Genomic DNA, 17,037 nt, shown 5'->3' on the forward strand with positions numbered 1-17,037 from the left:
CAATATTTCAGCCCGGCACGTGGATGGCCCGCCCGGCCTCCACCAGGGCCCGCCCGGCCGTCAGCGTCGCCACCCAGTCGCCGAACGCCGCCTCCTCATCGGCGCCCACCGCCACCGAGAACACCACCGACGCCCCATAGGCCACCTCACGTACGGCGTAGCGCGAAGCGCGCAGATCGTTCTCCGTCCTGCCCGCCTGGTCGTGCGCCACCGAGACCCGCATCAGCCGGGCAGGCACCATCCGCACCGGCTCGGCCCGGTCGAGCGTCTCGGTCACCGCGGAGCCATAGGCCCGCACCAGGCCGCCCGCCCCGAGCAGCACCCCGCCGAAGTAGCGCGTCACCACCGCCACCACATCGCTGAAACCCCGCCCGACCAGCGCCTGCACCATCGGCGTGCCGGCCGTGCCGCCCGGCTCGCCGTCGTCGTCGCCCTTCTGCACGCTCTGCCCGATCACGTAGGCGGTGCAGTTGTGCGTGGCCGACGGGTGCAGCCGCCGCCGCTCGGCGATGAACGCCTGCGCCCGCTCCACACTCGCCGCGGGACTGATGGCGCAGATGAAGCGCGAGCGCCGTACCTCGTTCTCGTGCTCGATGAGGGTAGTGAGGGTGAGGTACGGCCGAGCCATTTTCCCAGCCTATCGCCTTTACAAAGTAGATCAACTGCTGGGACCCCGCCGCACGGCGGACACCACGCCGGTCCTGCCGGAGGAGCCGGCGGGCGCGCTCTCAGGGCCAAGGCCGGGGTCGCTCCCGATGCCGCGCCACCCCCGCGACGAGCATCTTGGTCGCCATGCTCACCTTCCTGCGCCGCGCCGCGAGAGTCCTGGCCGCGCTGCTGGCCTGCGTGCTGGCCGTGGCGGCCGGCGCCTGCGCCTTCCTGGCCCTGGCCGCCGTCACCCCGTCTCTTCCCGTGTTGTACGCGGCTGCCGCCACGGCCTGCCTGCTCACCGCGTTCCTGCTCGGCCGCCTCGCCGTACGCCTGCCGGCCCGCGGGGCGGCGGCCTGGTTCGCCCTGGCCGTCACCGCGCTGTCGGCCGCCGGGGCCTGGGCGCTGGTCCTGCGGCCCTGGCCGGTGCCGCCGGCGGCCGCCGATCCGGCGCACGTGCGCTACTGGGACCTGCCCACCGGCTCCCGCATCGCCTACGCCCACCGCCGGGGCGGGGCACGGCCGTACCCGGTGATCTTCTTGCACGGCGGGCCGGGAACGGCCGGCGAAGGCCTGCCCGAGGGCGCCGCGGAACTGGCCGCCGACGGCTTCGACGTCTACGCCTACGACCAGCTCGGCGCGGGACGCTCCAGCCGCCTGGCCGACGTCACCGGCTACACCGTCGCCCGCCAGGTCGCCGACCTGGAGGCGATCAGGGGCCTGCTCGGCGCGCCGAAGCTGATCCTCGTCGGCCGTTCCTGGGGCGCCACGCTGAGCGCCGCCTACCTGGCCGCCCACCCGGGCCGGGTCGCCAAGGCCGTGTTCGTCTCCCCGGGCGCGTTGTGGGCGCCGGCCGCGGGGGAGGTCGGCGAGCCGTGGAAGCGCCTGACGCCCGAGCAGGCCCGCCGCCGCGACGACCTGCTCGGCGACCCGCGCATGATCGCCCTGTCCCTGCTGCTGGACAACGCCCCGGCCGCCGCCCACGCCCTGGTGCCCGACCGCGAGGCCGACGCCCGGATGCGCGAACTGCTGCTGACCGGCAAGGACGCCACCACTTGCCCCGGCGCCCCGCCCGCCCCCGTGCACGGCAACGCGCCCGGCTTCTACGCCAACCAGTTCACCGTCGCCGACACCCTGCGCGTGCCCGACCCCCGGCCCCGCCTGCGCCAGGTCCGCGTGCCCGCCCTGATCCTGCGCGGCACCTGTGACTACGTGCACCCGCACATCGCCGCCGCCTACCGCGACACCCTGCCCGCCGCCCGCCTGGCCGAGGTCGCCGGCGCCGGGCACGGCATCGCCCACGACCAGCCCGCCGCCTACCTGCGCCTGCTGCGCGGCTTCCTCACCCGGTAAGGCGCGTGGCCAGCACGGCCACGCTCGTGTAGCGCATGGTGAACGTGCCGCCCAGCGCGTCGACCGCGGCGCCGGCGCCCTCCAGCAGTTCGGCCGCCGGCTCCGGCGCCAGGCGGGTGAACATGCCCGAGGTGGGCAGCTGGTCCAGCCACTGCTCACGGGTGCACGGCGTCTGCCAGTCCTGACGCCACCGCTCGGGCTCACCGAAGCAGCCCGCCGCGGCGATGCCCTGAGCGGCCGTGTCCATCATCGGCGCGTACGGCTCGGCCCGCGCGGCCCAGGCCCGCGGGTCGAACGGCGAGTCGGGCACCAGCCGCGCGTGCAGGTCGGCCAGCGCCTGCGACAGCTCGGCCGGCGGCTGGGCGACGTTCCAGAACACCGCCAGCACGCCGCCCGGCCGCAGCACCGCGGCGGCCTTGGCGGCGCCGGCGACCGGGTCGATCCAGTGCCAGGCCTGCGCGGCGGCGACCGCGTCGAACATCCGCCCGCCGGCCTGCCATTGCTCGAACGTGGCCACCTCGGCCTCCACGCCGAGCCGCCGCGCCGTGGCGGCCATGCGGGGGTCCGGCTCGACGCCCAGCACCCGGCGCCCGGCCGCCTGGAACTGGCGGGCGGCGATCCCGGTGCCGCAGCCGACGTCCAGGACGTCCGGGCCGGCGGCGGCGATGCGCTCGATCAGGGCCTCGGGGTAGCGGGGCCGTGCGCGGTCGTAGCGCTCGGCGTCGTTGCCGAACGACTCGGCGATCTCGCGATGCTCATGGGGCTCCCGCCCCGGCGATATAGTGGGCATACGCCCACACTAGTGGGCGCTCGCCCACTCAATCCATGCCGTTCGCCCACAGCGATGGAGAGCGACCCGCCACGGGAGGAGACCCCGCGATGCCCACCGGAGTGGCCCTGCGCGACGCGCGCGAGCAGCTGTTCGAGGCCGCCGAGCGCATCCTGGCGCGCACCGGCCCGCACGGGCTGACCAGCCGCGCCGTCACCACCGAGGCCGGCTGCGCCAAGGGCGTCCTGCACCGCCACTTCGCCGACTTCGACGACTTCCTGGCCGCGCTCGTCCGGGACCGCATCGCCCGCCTCACCGCCCAGGCGGCGACCCTGCGCGCGCAGGCGGGCAGCGGCACCGTCACCGGCAACCTCGCCGCCGCGCTCGGCGAGCTGTTCGACGCCGTCGCCGTCGCCGTCGTCGGTCTCGTCACCTTCCGCGACGACCTGCGCGCCCGCCTGCGCCCGAGCACGCCGGACGGGCTGCCGCTGCTCACCGAGGCCACGGCCATGCTCGCCGCCTATCTGGCCGCCGAACGCGACCTGGGCCGCATCGCCGCCGGCGCCGACCTCGGCACGCTCGCGCCCACCCTCATCGGCGCCGGCCACCTGCTCTACGCCGACCGCACCGGCACCCCGCCCACGCCCGAGGCCGTGCGCGCCATGGTGGCCTCCGTCCTGACCGGCGTCACCACCGGGTGAGCCACGCCGTCAGGTCATGCCCTGGGCCACATCCTCGGCAAGCGCCCCGGGCGCGCGCCGCTCGGGCGGGCCGTAGCCGCCGCCACCGCCCGACTCGCAGCGCAACACCTCACCGGCCGCCACCGGCAGGGCGTTGACCTTCAGCATGGCGCGCTCGCCGGCCGTACCCGGATTGAGGACCACGCGCGGGGGCGCGCCCGCGCCGCCGCCCGCAAGGCCCCACGCCGGCGTGACCGAGCGCTCGAACCACAACGACAGCGAGGTGTCGCCCAGGAACTCGTACTCGCGCACCACGCCGTTGCCGCCCCGCCACTGCCCCGCGCCCCCGGTGCCGGGCCGCATCGCGTAACGGGTGACCCGCACCGGGAACAGCGTCTCCAGGACCTCGATCGGCATGTCCCGCAGCGACCCGTTGACGTTGTTGATCAGCGCCGACTCGCCGTCGCCGCCCTCCCAGGCGCCCCAGCCGCCGACGGTCGCCTCCTGCGAGACGTACATCGCGCCGGTGCGCGGATCGGTGCCGGTGAACTGCACGATGAGCGAGTCGCCGTAGGAGGCGGCCGCGGCCCGCTCCGGCAGCACCGGCGCCAGCGCCTTGACCACCAGGTCGATGAGCAGGCCCAGGTGGGAGTAGTAGTACTGGCAGGCGGCCGGGGAACGGGCGGCCAGCATGCTGCCCGGCCGCGTCACCACCTCCAGCGGGCGAAACGAGCCGCCGTTCAGCGGCACCTCGCCGCTGACCAGCAGCTTGTAGGCCACCCGCACCGCCGCCACCGCCTGGGCCGCGCCGCAGTTGACCGGGCCGGTGGCCTGGTCGGCGCAGTCGGTCAGGTCGACCGCGATCCGCTCGCCCTCGACCGTCACAGTGACGTTGACCGGCAACGGACGCTCCAGCGTGATGCCGTCGTTGTCCAGGTGCCCGCCGGCGGTGTAGACGCCGTCGGGGATGGCGGCGATCGCCTGCCGTTCCAGCCGCTCGGTCTGGGCGAAGATCTCATCGCGCGCGGCCATCACCGTCTCCACCCCCCAGCGCGCCACGATCTCCGACAGCCGCCGCTGACCGGTCATCGCGCAGGCGACCTGGGCGCGCATGTCGCCGAGTGTCGCGTGCGGGAAGCGTACGTTGCGGGCGATGACCTCGTGCAGGTCCCGGCACGGCCGCCCGCCCTCGTAGATCTTCACCGGGCCCAGCCGCAGCCCCTCCTGGAAGATCGAGGTGGAGTCCATGGAGCCGCCCGGATCCTTCGAGCCCACATCCAGCCAGTGCGCCCGCGAGGCGGCGAACCCGGCCAGCTCGCCCCCGGCGAAGATCGGCCCGTAGACGGTGACGTCGTTGAGGTGGGTGCCGCCGATGTAGGAGTCGTTGAGCACCCACACATCGCCCTCGCGCCACACCTGCCGCCCGTACAGGCGCTCGGTCTCGCGCGTGCACACCTCCAGGTTGCCCAGGAAGATCGGCAGCCCGGACGACTGGCCGAGCACCTGGTGCTCACGGTCCAGCAGCGCGACCGCGCAGTCCTTCGCCTCGTAGATGACGGGGGTGTAGGAGGAACGGATGAGGGTGGTGTTCATGTCCTCCGCCGCCTGCAGCAGGGCGCAGCGGATGATTTCCGTGGTGACGGGGTCGATCACAGAGAATTCACCTTGATCAGGAGGAAGCCGTTGACATCGACGGTGGCCCGGCAGCCGGGCGGGATGACCGTCGTCGCGGTCTCCTCGACCACGATCGCCGGCCCCGCCAGCTCGCCGTCCAGGTCCGCGCGGCGCAGCACCGGCGTGCGGTGCACCTCGCCGTTGAAGATCACATCTCGTACGGCCGGCGCCTGCGCCCGCCCGGCCGCCCCGGGCGCGGCCGCGGTCTTGGGGAAGGTGCCGAACCCGGTGCTGCGCAGCATGACCAGCTCCACCGCCGCCTCCGGCGTGGCGTGGCCGTAACGCCCGGTGTGGGCCTCGGCGTAGCGCGCGGCCAGCGCCGCGAGAAACCCGGGCCCGGCCGGCTCGGCGGCCTCAAGCAGGGGGATGGTCAGCGTGTAGTCCTGACCCTCGTAGCGCATGTCGACCGCGTGCTCGACCCGGCGCCGCTCCTCGGGCACGCCCTGCCCGGCCAGCGCCGCCAGCGCCTGGCCCTCCAGCTCCCGCAGCAGCGCCGCCATCTCACCGCCGTCCACCGCGGCCTGCGGCCGGAAGAACGGGTGGGTGAGGTCGCGGCGCACATCGGCCTCCAGCATCCCCCACGCCGAGAACGCGCCGGGAAAACGCGGCACCACGACGTCGGTGATGCCCAGCTCCCGGGCGATGAACGCCGCGTGCATGGCCCCGGCCCCGCCGAAGGCCACCAGCGTGAACTCCCGCGGCTCCACCCCGTGCTCGACCGTCAGCGTGCGGATCGCCTGGGCCATCTTGGCGTTGGCCACCGCGCACACGCCTTCGGCCAGCCGCGGCGGCTCCATGCCCAGCTCGCCGGCCAGCGCCGCGATCGCCCTCTCGGCCGCCCCGGTGTCGAGCGTCATCAGCCCCCCGGCGAACCAGGCCGGATCCACCCGGCCGAGCACCAGGTTCGCGTCGGTGACGGTGGCCCGCGTGCCGCCCCGGCCGTAGCAGGCCGGGCCGGGTACGGCTCCCGCCGACTCCGGGCCCACCCGCAGCGCCCCCGCCTCGGCGTAGGCCAGCGAACCGCCGCCCGCGCCGATGGTGTGCAGGTTCACGATCGGCATCAGCACCGGATAGCCCTCGATGCGGGCCTCGGCGCTGATGTCGGGCCGCCCGCCCACGACCAGCGAGACGTCGAAGGAGGTGCCGCCCATGTCCACGCAGATGGCGTTCCCGCCGCCCAGCAACCGCGCCGCCGCCACCCCGCCCATCGTGCCGCCGACCGGGCCCGACAGCAGCGTCTGCAACGGGCGGCGCATCGCGTACCCGGCGTTGACCAGCCCGCCGGAGGACTGCATGACGTGCACCGGCACGCCCAGCCCCCGCCCGGCGAACCGGTCCTGGATGCCGGCCAGGTAACGGCGCACGACCGGGCCGGTGTAGGCCTCCAGCACAGCGCTGGAGGTGCGCTCGTACTCCCGCCACTCGCGCGCCACCTCGTGGCTGAGCACGACCAGCACGTCCGGGCCGAGCTCCTCGGCCAGGATCTGGCCCGCCCGGATCTCGTGGGCGGGGTTGGCGTAGGAGAACAGCAGGCTCACCGCGACCGCGTCGAAGCCCTCCTCGCGGGCCCGGCGGGCGGCGCGCCGTACCGCGCCCTCGTCCAGCGGGGTCAGCTCCTCGCCGCGCCAGTCCAGCCGGCCCGCGGCCTCCATGATGTCGGCGCGCGGCACCAGCGGGACGGGCTTTCTGTAGCGCAGGTCGAACATGCGCTCGCGGTTGCCGCGGGCGATCTGGTACACGTCGCGGGCGCCGCCGGAGGTCAGCAGCAGCACGCGGGCGCCCTTGCGCTCCAGCAGCGCGTTGAGCCCCTGCGTGGTGCCGTGGACGAAGAAGGAGATGCGCGCGGGATCGGCAACGACGCGGCCGAGGGCGTTGAACACGCCCTCGGCCAGGTCGCCGGGAGTGGAGGGGGCCTTGGCCGCCACGACGGCACCATCGCGCTCGTCGTAGCAGACAACGTCGGTGAAGGTGCCGCCGATGTCCATCGCGACTCGATACGTCATGCCCCGCACCGTATGCGGAGTCCGGCCCGCTCCGCTGTGCGGGGTGCACAGCGGAGGGCCGGATTCCGGGCGTCATGCCCTGAGCTGGGTGAAGAACTCCCGCACATCGGTGACGTAGGCCTGCGGCTGCTCCAGGGCGGCGAACGTGCCGCCCCGCTCGTGCTCGATCCACGCCACGACGTTGTTGTCGCGCTCGGCGAAGCGGCGGATCGGGCGCAGGATGTCGCGCGGGAAGACCGAGATCGCCGTCGGCACCGTGGCGGGCTTCAGCTCCCACTCCACGGTGGTGTCCTGCTCGGTGTCGGGCGTCTCGACGAACGAGCGGGCCGCCGAGCCCGCCGTGTTGGTCAGCCAGTAGATCATGGTCGTGGTCAGCAGCCGGTCGCGGTCGACGCCGCCGTCGCTCCACTCGTGGTAGACGCTGGCGAACCAGGCCAGCAGCGCCACGGGGGAGTCGGCCATGCCGTAGGCGAAGGCCTGCGGGCGGGTGGACTGGATGAGCTTGTAGCCGTACTGCTCGTGCGGGTAGGCCTCGCGGAAGGCCATGCGCTCGGTCTCGGTCGCGGTGAGGTCCTCCATCTCGCCGGGCAGGCCGAGCGGGAAGCAGATCAGGCCGTTGCCGTGCATGCCGGCGACCCGCTCGGGCGCCAGCACACCGATCTCGCGCGAGATCCACGTGCCCCAGTCGCCGCCCTGCACGCCGAAGCGCTCATAGCCCAGGCGCGACATCAGCTCCAGCCAGGCTCCGGCGATGCGGGTGGCGCCCCAGCCCATCTCCCGGGTCGGGCCGGACAGGCCGTATCCCGGCAGCGAAGGGATGACCAGGTGGAACTCGCGCGCCAGCGGCGCGATGACGTCCAGGTACTCCACCGGCGAGCTGGGCCAGCCGTGGGTGATGAGCAGGGGCAGGGCGTCGGGGCGCGGGCAGCGCACGTGCAGGAAGTGCACGTTCTGGCCGTCGATCTCGGTGGTGAACTGCGGGTGGGCGTTGATCTCGGCCTCGGCCGCGCGCCAGTCGTAGCCGCCGCGCCAGTACGCGACGAGGTCCTTCAGCTCGGCCAGCGGGACGCCGAGGCGCCAGCCCTGGCCGGGCACCTCGTCGGGCCAGCGCGCCAGGTCGAGCCGCGTGCGCAGATCGTCCAGGTCGGCGGCGGGGACGGCGAGGGTGAAGGGCTGGATGAGGGTCAAGGCGTAATCCTCCAAAGTTTCGGTACGCTGTACCGTACACCATACGGTTCGGAGGGCGCAAGACGGTACTTTCCGGCCTTCACCTGCTTCAGCGGGGGTACTCCACCTTCGCGTCGTCACCCGTGATGATCAGCCCCGAGTTCGCGCCGCCGACCGCCACCGACCGCTCCCCCGAAGCCGTCACCGACGGCGCCGGCACCCGGCCAGAGATCTCCGCCGCGATCTCCGCCGCCAGCCCCGGCTCGGCCTCCAGCGCCCGGCGGATCGCCAGCCGCAGCGCCGCCACATAGTCGGCGTCACCCGGATGCGCGGCCAGCTCCTCGATCGCCTCCCGGCCCGCCGCCCCCGCATCCTCACCGCCGAACAACCGCCGCAAGATCCTCGTGCCCAGCCCCACCGTCGACTGCGCCGCCGCCTCCTGCGTCTTGGCCAGCACCGCCCCGCCGTACGCGCTGACCGCCGCACTCACATACGGCATCACGTCCTGCGCCAGCACCGCCACATCCATCCCGACCCCTCCGCCCCTCAAGAACCACTACCCGCCGCCACCAGCTCCGCGATCTCCACCCGCGACGACACCCCCAGCTTCGCCAGAATGTGCTCCACGTGCGCGTCCGCCGTCCGCTTCGAGATCACCAGCCGCTCGGCGATCTCCCGGTTCGTCAGACCCTCCTCCACCAGCCCCGCCACCTCACGCTCACGCGGCGACAACAGCTCCATCGCCGCCCGCCGCGGCGCCTGCACCGGAATCGCGTCCACATCCATGTCCGCCAGCTCCACCGCGTCCCCCAGCGACAACCCCGACCCCTGCCGGAAGATCGCCGCATACCGCTCAGAACCCAGGCTCTTCGACACCAGCGCGATCGCCCGATCATGATGGCGCAGCAGCAACGGCGCACCCGCCAGCGGCGCCGCGAACTGCTGCCACACCCGATCGGCCGCCCCCAGCAACCAGCACGCCCGCACCATCCGCTCCTGATCGGCCGCCTGCCACGCCAGCAGCTCCAGGCAGTCGGCCACCGCCAGATGATCACCCAGCGCGTACTTCATCCGCACCGCCAGCCGCGCCTCCCGCACCGACCCCGCCAGATCACCCAGCGTCCAGCGCGCCAGCGCCCGCAGGAACAGCACATACCCCTGCAACCAGCACTCCCCCGACCCCTCACCCAGCAGCTCCAGCACCTCGCCGGTCACCACCAGCGCCGTCTGCCCATCACCCGACAGCGCGTGCAACGCCCCCTTCTCCATCAGCGCGATCGCCAGCCCCGTACGGTCCCCCAGCGCCGTCAACCGCGCACACGCGTCGTCGAACAGCGGAAACCCCTCATCCGGCCGCCCGCTCAGCAGCCGGTGCACCGCCAGATGCTGGATCGCCAGCGCCCGCAGCCGCTCATCGTCCAGCTCCTGCGCGATCGCCAGCGACTCCTCGATCCACGGCAACGCCACCCGCTGCGCCCCCTGCTGCAACGCGAAGAACCCCAGATGCCCCAGCCCCTCGGCCCGCTCGGGAACCCACGCCGGAACCCGGCCCAGCGCCCGCTCCAGCCACACCCGCCCCTCGGCCAGCCGCGCCCCGCACAACCAGTACGGCCACAGCGACACCGCGAACCGCAAAGCCGCCCGCTCCCCGCCCGCCTGACCCAGCGCGAACTCCAGCGCCGCCCGCACGTTCGGCCGCTCCCGGTCCAGCTCCTGATACAGCGCCAGCTGATCCCCCGTGAACGCCCGCCGCGAGAACCGCTCGGCCAGCGACCGGTAATAGTCCAGATGCCGCCGCCGCACCTTCTCCTGCTGCCCCATCAGCACCAGCTGCTCGGCCCCGAACTCCCGCAACGTGTCCAGCAGCCGGTAACGGTCCTGCCGCCCCTCCATCCGCAGCAGCACCGACTTGTCCACCAGCCCGACCAGATGCTCGATGATCCGCCCCACCGGCAACTGCTCGTCCTGGCACACCGCCTCGGCCGCCGCCAGATCGAACGACCCCGCGAACACCGACAGCCGCGCCCACAACAGCCGCTCGTCGCCGTCGCACAGATCATGACTCCACGTGATCGTCGTCCGCAGCGTCTGATGCCGCGGCAACGAACTGCGCCGCGCCGTCAGCAGGCTGAAACGATCCTCCAGCCGCGCCAGCAACCCCTCCAGCGGAATCGCCCGCAACCGCACCGTCGCCAGCTCGATCGCCAGCGGAATCCCGTCCAGCCGCCGGCACAACGCCGCCACCGACGCGTGGTTGTCCTCGTTCACCGTGAAGCCCGGCACCACCGCCGCCGCCCGCTGCGCGAACAACGCCACCGCGTCCTGACCGGAGCCCAGATCGAGCACCGGCAGCGGCGGGATCGGCACCGTGTGCTCACCGGCCACGTCCAGCGGCTGCCGCGTCGTGGCCAGGATCGTCACCGCCGGCGCCTCGCGCAGCAGCACCTCCGCCAGCATCGCGCACGCCTCGACCATATGCTCACACGTGTCCAGCACCAGCAGCACCTGCCGCCCCGCCAGGCAGTCCACCAGATGCTCCAGCGCCGGCCGCGCGTCCTGCTCGGGCAGCCCCAGCGCCGCCGCCACCGTGTGCGCCAGCAGCCCCGCGTCCACCAGCGCCGACAGCTCCACCAGGCACACCCCGTCGGCGAAGCGCTCCCGCGCCTCGTGGGCGACCTGTAACGCGATCCGCGTCTTGCCCACGCCACCCGGGCCCACCAGCGTCACCAGCCGGGCCTCCCCCAGCAGCCTGGCCACCATCGCCAGCTCTGCCGGCCGGCCGACGAACCCGGTCACCTGCACGGGAAGAGCTCCGCGCCGCAAGTCCATCGCCGGTGCCATCGACCCCTCCCGGATCCGCCTCGATTGCCTCAGCGTACGCGCCGGATGACAATTCGTAAGGGGGTATACCTAGAAGATCCAGCCCCGATTTTAGGTATGCGGATAGGTACGCCCGCCCGAGGCGCCGCGACCCCCGCATCCAGAACACTCAGAGCGTGAGTGCGGGCGACGCCCTCGTCGGGCGTGATCAACACCGGAACAAGATCCTCCATCTGCTCGGCCGCGAACGGCTGGTGACCATCACCGGAGCCGGAGGCGTCGGCAAGAGCGCCCTGGCCCGCGCGGTGGCCGCCGGCTTCGGCCCGGCCGCCCGCCTGATCGACCTCGACCCCTCCAACGTCCACGAGACCATCCTCAGCGGCGAACGCCTGCCGTGGGACGGCGACGAGCCGCCCCGCCTGCTCGTCCTGGACACCTGCGACCACGTCGTCGACCGCTGCGTCGCCCTCGTCGAACGCCTGCTGCGCGGCCTGCCCGACCTGCGCGTCCTGGTCACCGGCCGCGAGGTGCTGAGCATCCCCGGCGAGCACGTCACCGTCGCCGGCCCCCTGCCGGCGCCCGACGCCGCCACCCTCTTCCACGTACGCTCCGGCGGCCTGCGCGCCGACCCCGCCGTCCTGGCCCGCCTCGAAGGCCTGCCCCTGGCCATCGAGATCGCCGCCGAGCACCTGCTGGAGTCCGCCAAGCTCGCCGAGATGCTCGACAACGGCACCTTCCACACCCTGCCCGCCGGCCCCGCTCACCCGGCCCGGCACGCCAGCATGCGCGCGGCCGCCGCCTGGAGCCACCGCCAGTGCCAGCCGCTGGACGCGCAGGCCTGGCAGCGGCTGGCCGCCTTCGACTCCGCGTTCGGCCTGGAGGAGGCCGAACGCGCTCTGACCGGCCACCGCGCCGCCGACGCCGCCGAGGCCGTGGCCCGGCTGGTGGAGCGCTCCATCGTGCTCGTCGATTCGGCCGCGGTGGACGGGCGCTGGTATCGCATGCCGTTCCATCTCCGCGCCTTTACAATGTAGATCACCGGCTGACGTGCACGGCCAGATGCAGGGCCAGGCGCGTCGCCGGATCCTCCAGGTCGTAGCCCGCCGCCCGCACCCGCTCCAGCCGGGTCGTCACCGTGTTGCGGTGCACCCCCAGCCGCTCGGCCGCCCGCAGCGCCCCGCCCCCGTCCAGGACCGCGGCCAGCGTCGCCAGCAGGCTCCCGTCCTTGTCCGCCGCCCGCAACGGCCCCAGCACCACCTCCGCCGGCGCCCGCAGCACCCCCGCGGGCAACGCCGCCAGCAACTCCGCAGGACCCATCCGATCCGCGCGCGCCACCGCCCCGGCCCGCGCGGTGAACGCCGCGGCCTCGGCCCCCAGCAGCGACTCCCCCACCGCGCCGAGCCGCTCCACCTGCCGCCCCGCCCCCGCCGCGACCGCCCGCGGCAGCAACCGCGCACACTCCTGCAGCCGTACGGCCAGCGCCCCCGGCCCCAGCTCCGCCCAACCGGCCCACCCCTCACCCCGCCGCATCACCGGCACCGCCCCCAACGCCCCCACCAGCAGCTCCCTGACCAGCGCGTGCTCGGCCGGCTCCGCCTGCCACCCCACCGGCCGGACCACGAACCCGCTCACCGGCCCCCGCACCGCCCACCCCAGCGCCGCCGCCCGGCCCAGCGCCTCCCGCACATCCCCCACCGCACCGGGAACCACGCCCGCCTCGGGCACGCTGCTCTCCTCGGGCACGCTGTCCAGCAGCGCCTCCGGCATCGCCAGCAGCCGCTCGGCCAGCGCCTCCTGCACCGCGAACTCCCGCCCGGCCACCAGCCGCTCCCCCGCCGCCCACGCGCTCAGCGCCGCCACGGCCAGACCCAGCACGGTCCGCACCACCGACGGCCAGCCCGGTGAGCGCACCGCCCCGGAGGCCACCAGCCGCCCCAGCCCGCCGGGCAGATCCATGTCCACCAGCACCCGCTCCCCGCCGGCGCCCGCACCCGGGCCGCCCTCGGTGAGCCCGGCGGCCCGGCCGGCCAGGCGCGTGCCGTACCGATCGAGAAAAGCCACGGACGTGCCCGGCAGTTCCGCGTTCAGCACCCCCAGCACCCGCCGCGCCGAGGCCCCCGCCTCGGCGATCCTCGTCGCGCACCGCGCCACCAGCTGCGTGCGCGCCGCCTCCGGACGCGAAGCCGCAGAAGCCACCTCCACCGCCGTCACCAGCGGATCGCCGTCCACGAAGATCAGCGTCACGCCCAGCCGCTCGGCCAGCACCTCCCCCGACCCCGAGCTCAGCGCGCTGGAAGGCGCGATCACGCACGCCGCCGCCTGCTCCCACGCCCGCCGCATCGCCATCTCCACCGCCCACCCGCCCGAGGCCGCCGCCCCGATCAGGACGACCGCGGTGTGCGGCACCACATCGGCGAACACGCCCAGCTCGTCCACGATCCGCACCTGATGCACCGGATTGGCGCCGCTGCCGTACATGTGCGCCCCCGCCAGCGGTCCCGCGTCCACCAGCTCGGCCACCGTCACCGGCGACTCCCACCCCCGCGCCCTCACAACGGCACCCCGAACGCCCGCACCCCGCCCAGCTCCTGCCCCCGCTCGGTGTGCCACACCGGAGCCGCCCGCACCACCATGACCTCGACCTCCATGCCCGGCGCCGCCTTGTCCACGTCGACCACCAGCTGATCCACCGCCGACACCAGGCAGATCAGGTCGGGCGCCATCGCCACCGGCGCGCCGTCGGCCAGCGCCAGCACGATCTCGTTGTGCGCCTCCAGCCGCACCAGCCGCCGCAGCCCGCCCGTCTCCTCCACCAGGATGCTCGACGGCAGCGACGGCAGCTCCAGGTCCGCGCCGTGCCCGCTGCTCCCCTCCACCGCGGCGATCACGCCGCGGCACAAGGTCTTCATCCCGTACGGCGCCGCCACCGCCCGATCCGCTCCAGGCGCCCCCGCCTCCAGCAGCCGCCCCACGGTCCCCGGCACCATCGCCCCCGCCAGCTCCCGCGCGCTCATCGGATAGCAGGCGCCCACCGCCCACCCGCCCATCGCCAGCACCAAAGGACGCACCACCGCCTCCACCCGGTCCGGCGCCGTCTCCAGCACCACCAGCTCCCCGCCGCCCCCCGCCAGCGCCAGCGGCGTCGCGCTCACCCCGCCCAGCGTGTACGTAGTCTGCTCCACCAGCGGAAACACCCGCCCCGTCCCGTCGCCGTCCACCAGCGGCACCCCCAGCAGCGCCGCCGCCACCAGCGGCAGCAGCGCGTTCTCCGCCGCCAGGTTCAGCGCCACCACCGCGCCCACCGGCTCGCCCAGCCGCCGCTCCAGGGCCCGCACCGCACGCACCGGCTCATCGCCCGCCGGCAACTGCTCCCCCAGCGCCGTCGTCGAACCCACCAGCGAGACCGCCACGCACACGCTCTCCCCCGCCAGCGCCCCGGCCGCCACGACCGGCACGCCCCGCCCGATCACCGACCCCGCCCAGTCCAGCACCAGCCGGTACGACGACTCCGCGGCCCCCGTCGCGAACAACCGCGACCCGGCCGCGAACCGCCCCAGCTCCCCCGGCCCGATGATCACGGCGTCGCTCCCCCCGCCGAGGCCCGCACCCGGTACAGCCCGTGCGGCAGGTACGACAGCGGGTTGACCGTCAGCGAGGCGATCGACGCCGACCCGGGCGCCGCCCCCGCGCTCACCACCCGGGTCAGCGCCTCGTCGCGCGCGTCGCGCAGAACCCGGTCCAGCTCCGCCCGCCCCCGCGCCTGCACGATCCGCTCCACCTCGGCTACCGGCTGCCCCAGCGCCGCCCCGAACGCCCGCGCCGCCCCCTCATCCCCCTCGCCGCCCAGAACCGCCAGGCCGCGCGCCAGGCTCGCCGTCGCCCCGAACCGGCAGATCAGCGGATAGCGGCGGAAGTAGTGCGCCGACACCAGCCCGTACCCGGTCCTGGCGAAGTACAGCGGCCGCCCGTCCAGCACCTGCTCCACCTCGCGCGCCACCCGCACGGCCGCCGGTCCCAGGGCGGCGTTGAGCATCGCGTCCTCCTCGCGCTCGCGCAGCCCCGCCCGCCCGAACTCATACGACAGGGTGATCCGCGCCCCCGGCACCTCGGCCGCCACGATCTCCGCCACCGCCAGCTCGTGGTCGGACAGCACGGGCGAGCCGGTCGCCGTCACCGCGAAGTCGCTCAGCCCGCACGAGGCGGCGAAGCGCCGTACCGCCTCGACGTCCAGCGGCGCCAGCGCGCGGCCGGTCAGGCTGTGCCCGCCCCGCACGATCGTCGCCGCCCCGCCGGGGTGGGCCGGGTGCGGCGCGAGCACCTCGGGACACGGCCCGCCCACCCGGATCGCCGCCACCGGCGCGAGCTCGGCCTCCTCCAGGTCCAGCGCCACGCAGACGGCCCGCGCCCCGAGCCCGCCTGCCAGCTTCGCCAAGCCGCCGAACGGCGGCCCGGCCGCGGCCGGCAACTGCCGGGAGAACACCAGCGCGCCGTCGCGCACGGCCGCGACCGTGGTCGCGGGCCGCCCGGGTGCGACGCCGACGATCACTCCAGCTCGCGGCCTTCGGTCTCCGGCAGCGGTACGGCCAGCAGCGCCGTGACCACCATGAACGCGTTGATGATCAGGATGGTCGTGGTGAACCCGGTCGCCCCGGCCAGCAGCGCCCCCACGGCCGACGGCGCCGCGGTGGTGGCGACCAGCTGGGCGGCGGTCGCCCACGAGTAGCCGGTGCCGCGCAGCGCGGTCGGGTAGAACTCGCCGTTCCAGGTGTTCCACACGCCCCACGCGCCCAGGCTGAAGAACGACAGCACGAAGTTGCCCGCGTACAGCTCCCACGTGCTGTCGGCCAGCGCGAACCACAGCCCGCCCAGCGCGGCGGCCACGACGTACACCAGGAAGACCTTCTTGCGGCCGAACCGGCCGGTCAGCAGTGAGGCGCTCACGTATCCGGGGATCATCATGAGCGCGCTCAGCGCCGCGAAGCCGAGCGAGGCGTCGAGGGTGAGGCCGCGTTCCTGCAGCAGGGTGGGCAGCCACGTCTGCAGGCCCCAGTAGCCCCAGTTGAAGGCGAAGTTCAGCAGCAGCATGGCGATCGTGATCTTCGCCAGCCTGCCGCGGAACAGGTCCAGCGGGTTGCCGGGGCGGCGCGCCGCGACGGTGAACTCGGCGTCGGCGTCGGGGCTGGATAGCAGGCGCAGCACCGCGCGCGCCTCGTCCTGGCGGCCGCGGGCGGCCAGCCAGTACGGCGACTCGGGGACCCAGGCGCGGATCGCGAACGCCCACAGCCCGGCCACCGCGCTGGCGATGACGACCACGTGCCAGCCCATGGCGCCGAACGCGAGGGAGGCGCCGATGGCGGCCAGGATGCCGATGGGCCAGCCGATCGACAGGTAGACGGCGGCGCGGCCGCGGTGGCGGGTGGGCAGCAGTTCCAGGAAGTAGGGGAAGGTGATGGTGTAGACGCCGGCCAGCGCCAGGCCGGAGGCCACCCGCAGCGTGATGAGCGTGGGCAGGTTCGGCGCGAAGGCCGAGGCGAGGGCGATGACGCCGTAGGCCAGCAGCGACCAGAAGGCGGTGGGCTTGCGGCCGACGCGGTCGGCGACGGGCCCCCAGATGAGCACGCCGGGGATCATGCCGAACGCCACCGCCGACAGCACGATGCCGATGCCCGCCTCGTCGATGCCGAAGGCGCCGCCCAGATCGCCCGCGACGTAGATCAGCGCGAGCTGCTCCCACGACTCGATGACGAACGCGACGAACAGCGCCAGCGCGATCAGCACGTGCCGGCGGGTGAACGGCATCCGGTCGAACGCCGCCCCGATGGGGAGCGTTCGCGCGGAGGTAGCGGTCATGGATGCTCCTCGGAAGGGGGCGCGACGTTGGCCGCACCCTAGGCACGCCCCCTGTCCGCGTCGGTGTGCACAC

General features: G+C 74.3%; 14 protein-coding genes. 3 read left to right on the forward strand and 11 right to left on the reverse strand.

The features are described 5' to 3' along the window. Positions 1-7: 7 nt before the first annotated feature. Positions 8-628 carry a YigZ family protein gene (locus ACFWYW_RS22660; RefSeq protein ID WP_379624204.1) on the reverse strand — a complete coding sequence of 207 codons (621 nt, stop codon included), beginning with the start codon at positions 626-628 and terminating at the stop codon, positions 8-10. Positions 629-792: 164 nt separating this feature from the next. Here ACFWYW_RS22660 and ACFWYW_RS22665 point away from each other — a divergent pair, with 164 nt between their 5' ends. Further along, positions 793-2,001, forward strand: a complete 1,209-nt coding sequence (locus tag ACFWYW_RS22665) for an alpha/beta hydrolase (protein WP_379624202.1) — start codon at positions 793-795, stop codon at positions 1,999-2,001. On the opposite strand, the gene ACFWYW_RS22670 is transcribed toward ACFWYW_RS22665, so the two are convergent. Continuing rightward, entirely contained in the window at positions 1,991-2,791 is an 801-nt protein-coding gene (locus ACFWYW_RS22670) for a class I SAM-dependent methyltransferase (RefSeq protein WP_379624200.1), read from the reverse strand. The genes ACFWYW_RS22665 and ACFWYW_RS22670 overlap by 11 nt on opposite strands. 89 nt (positions 2,792-2,880) lie before the next feature. On the opposite strand from ACFWYW_RS22670, the gene ACFWYW_RS22675 reads away from it, so the two are divergent. Then, the gene (locus tag ACFWYW_RS22675) at positions 2,881-3,471 is read left to right on the forward strand and encodes a TetR/AcrR family transcriptional regulator (protein ID WP_379624198.1); all 591 of its coding nucleotides are present in this window, start codon (positions 2,881-2,883) and stop codon (positions 3,469-3,471) included. A gap of 9 nt (positions 3,472-3,480) precedes the next feature. On the opposite strand, the gene ACFWYW_RS22680 is transcribed toward ACFWYW_RS22675, so the two are convergent. The 5 genes from ACFWYW_RS22680 to ACFWYW_RS22700 form a co-directional block, all read right to left on the reverse strand. Beyond that, positions 3,481-5,103 carry a hydantoinase B/oxoprolinase family protein gene (locus ACFWYW_RS22680; RefSeq protein WP_379624196.1) on the reverse strand — a complete coding sequence of 541 codons (1,623 nt, stop codon included), beginning with the start codon at positions 5,101-5,103 and terminating at the stop codon, positions 3,481-3,483. Beyond that, on the reverse strand, positions 5,100-7,127 hold the full coding sequence (locus tag ACFWYW_RS22685) for a hydantoinase/oxoprolinase family protein (protein WP_379624194.1): 2,028 nt from the start codon (positions 7,125-7,127) through the stop codon (positions 5,100-5,102). Before ACFWYW_RS22685 ends, ACFWYW_RS22680 begins: the two co-directional genes overlap by 4 nt. A gap of 72 nt (positions 7,128-7,199) precedes the next feature. Then, positions 7,200-8,315, reverse strand: a complete 1,116-nt coding sequence (locus ACFWYW_RS22690; protein WP_379624192.1) for an epoxide hydrolase family protein — start codon at positions 8,313-8,315, stop codon at positions 7,200-7,202. 88 nt (positions 8,316-8,403) lie between these two features. Then, positions 8,404-8,823 (reverse strand): hypothetical protein, encoded by a 420-nt coding sequence (locus tag ACFWYW_RS22695; protein WP_379624190.1) that lies wholly within the window; start codon positions 8,821-8,823, stop codon positions 8,404-8,406. A 17-nt stretch (positions 8,824-8,840) separates the two neighbouring features. After that, entirely contained in the window at positions 8,841-11,135 is a 2,295-nt protein-coding gene (locus ACFWYW_RS22700; protein WP_379624188.1) for an ATP-binding protein, read from the reverse strand. 155 nt (positions 11,136-11,290) lie between these two features. On the opposite strand from ACFWYW_RS22700, the gene ACFWYW_RS22705 reads away from it, so the two are divergent. Further along, positions 11,291-12,148: a hypothetical protein gene (locus tag ACFWYW_RS22705; RefSeq protein ID WP_379638276.1), complete on the forward strand. Its 858-nt coding sequence runs from the start codon at positions 11,291-11,293 to the stop codon at positions 12,146-12,148. 1 nt (position 12,149) lies between these two features. Here ACFWYW_RS22705 and ACFWYW_RS22710 read toward each other — a convergent pair whose 3' ends face one another. The 4 genes from ACFWYW_RS22710 to ACFWYW_RS22725 are packed head-to-tail and all read right to left on the reverse strand — an operon-like array spanning position 12,150 to position 16,964. Beyond that, on the reverse strand, positions 12,150-13,667 hold the full coding sequence (locus ACFWYW_RS22710) for a PucR family transcriptional regulator (RefSeq protein ID WP_379641055.1): 1,518 nt from the start codon (positions 13,665-13,667) through the stop codon (positions 12,150-12,152). Further along, positions 13,664-14,692: a DUF917 domain-containing protein gene (locus tag ACFWYW_RS22715; RefSeq protein WP_379624182.1), complete on the reverse strand. Its 1,029-nt coding sequence runs from the start codon at positions 14,690-14,692 to the stop codon at positions 13,664-13,666. The genes ACFWYW_RS22710 and ACFWYW_RS22715 overlap by 4 nt, the downstream gene beginning before the upstream one ends. Next, complete coding sequence (locus ACFWYW_RS22720) at positions 14,689-15,660, reverse strand: hypothetical protein (RefSeq protein ID WP_379624180.1); 972 nt, start codon at positions 15,658-15,660, stop codon at positions 14,689-14,691. Before ACFWYW_RS22720 ends, ACFWYW_RS22715 begins: the two co-directional genes overlap by 4 nt. Then, positions 15,657-16,964, reverse strand: coding sequence for an MFS transporter (locus ACFWYW_RS22725; RefSeq protein ID WP_379624178.1), 1,308 nt, complete (start codon positions 16,962-16,964; stop codon positions 15,657-15,659). Before ACFWYW_RS22725 ends, ACFWYW_RS22720 begins: the two co-directional genes overlap by 4 nt. Positions 16,965-17,037: the final 73 nt, after the last annotated feature.

Source organism: Nonomuraea sp. NPDC059023 (genome assembly GCF_042740095.1).
Lineage (GTDB): Bacteria > Actinomycetota > Actinomycetes > Streptosporangiales > Streptosporangiaceae > Nonomuraea.

What these genes read in the sequence shown, in the direction of transcription:
- ACFWYW_RS22660 (WP_379624204.1), bottom strand. Translation starts at nt 628, where the DNA reads ATGGCTCGGCCGTACCTCACCCTCACTACCCTCATCGAGCACGAGAAC.
- ACFWYW_RS22665 (WP_379624202.1), top strand. Translation starts at nt 793, where the DNA reads ATGCTCACCTTCCTGCGCCGCGCCGCGAGAGTCCTGGCCGCGCTGCTG.
- ACFWYW_RS22670 (WP_379624200.1), bottom strand. Translation starts at nt 2,791, where the DNA reads ATGCCCACTATATCGCCGGGGCGGGAGCCCCATGAGCATCGCGAGATC.
- ACFWYW_RS22675 (WP_379624198.1), top strand. Translation starts at nt 2,881, where the DNA reads ATGCCCACCGGAGTGGCCCTGCGCGACGCGCGCGAGCAGCTGTTCGAG.
- ACFWYW_RS22685 (WP_379624194.1), bottom strand. Translation starts at nt 7,127, where the DNA reads ATGACGTATCGAGTCGCGATGGACATCGGCGGCACCTTCACCGACGTT.
- ACFWYW_RS22695 (WP_379624190.1), bottom strand. Translation starts at nt 8,823, where the DNA reads ATGGATGTGGCGGTGCTGGCGCAGGACGTGATGCCGTATGTGAGTGCG.
- ACFWYW_RS22700 (WP_379624188.1), bottom strand. Translation starts at nt 11,135, where the DNA reads ATGGCACCGGCGATGGACTTGCGGCGCGGAGCTCTTCCCGTGCAGGTG.
- ACFWYW_RS22725 (WP_379624178.1), bottom strand. Translation starts at nt 16,964, where the DNA reads ATGACCGCTACCTCCGCGCGAACGCTCCCCATCGGGGCGGCGTTCGAC.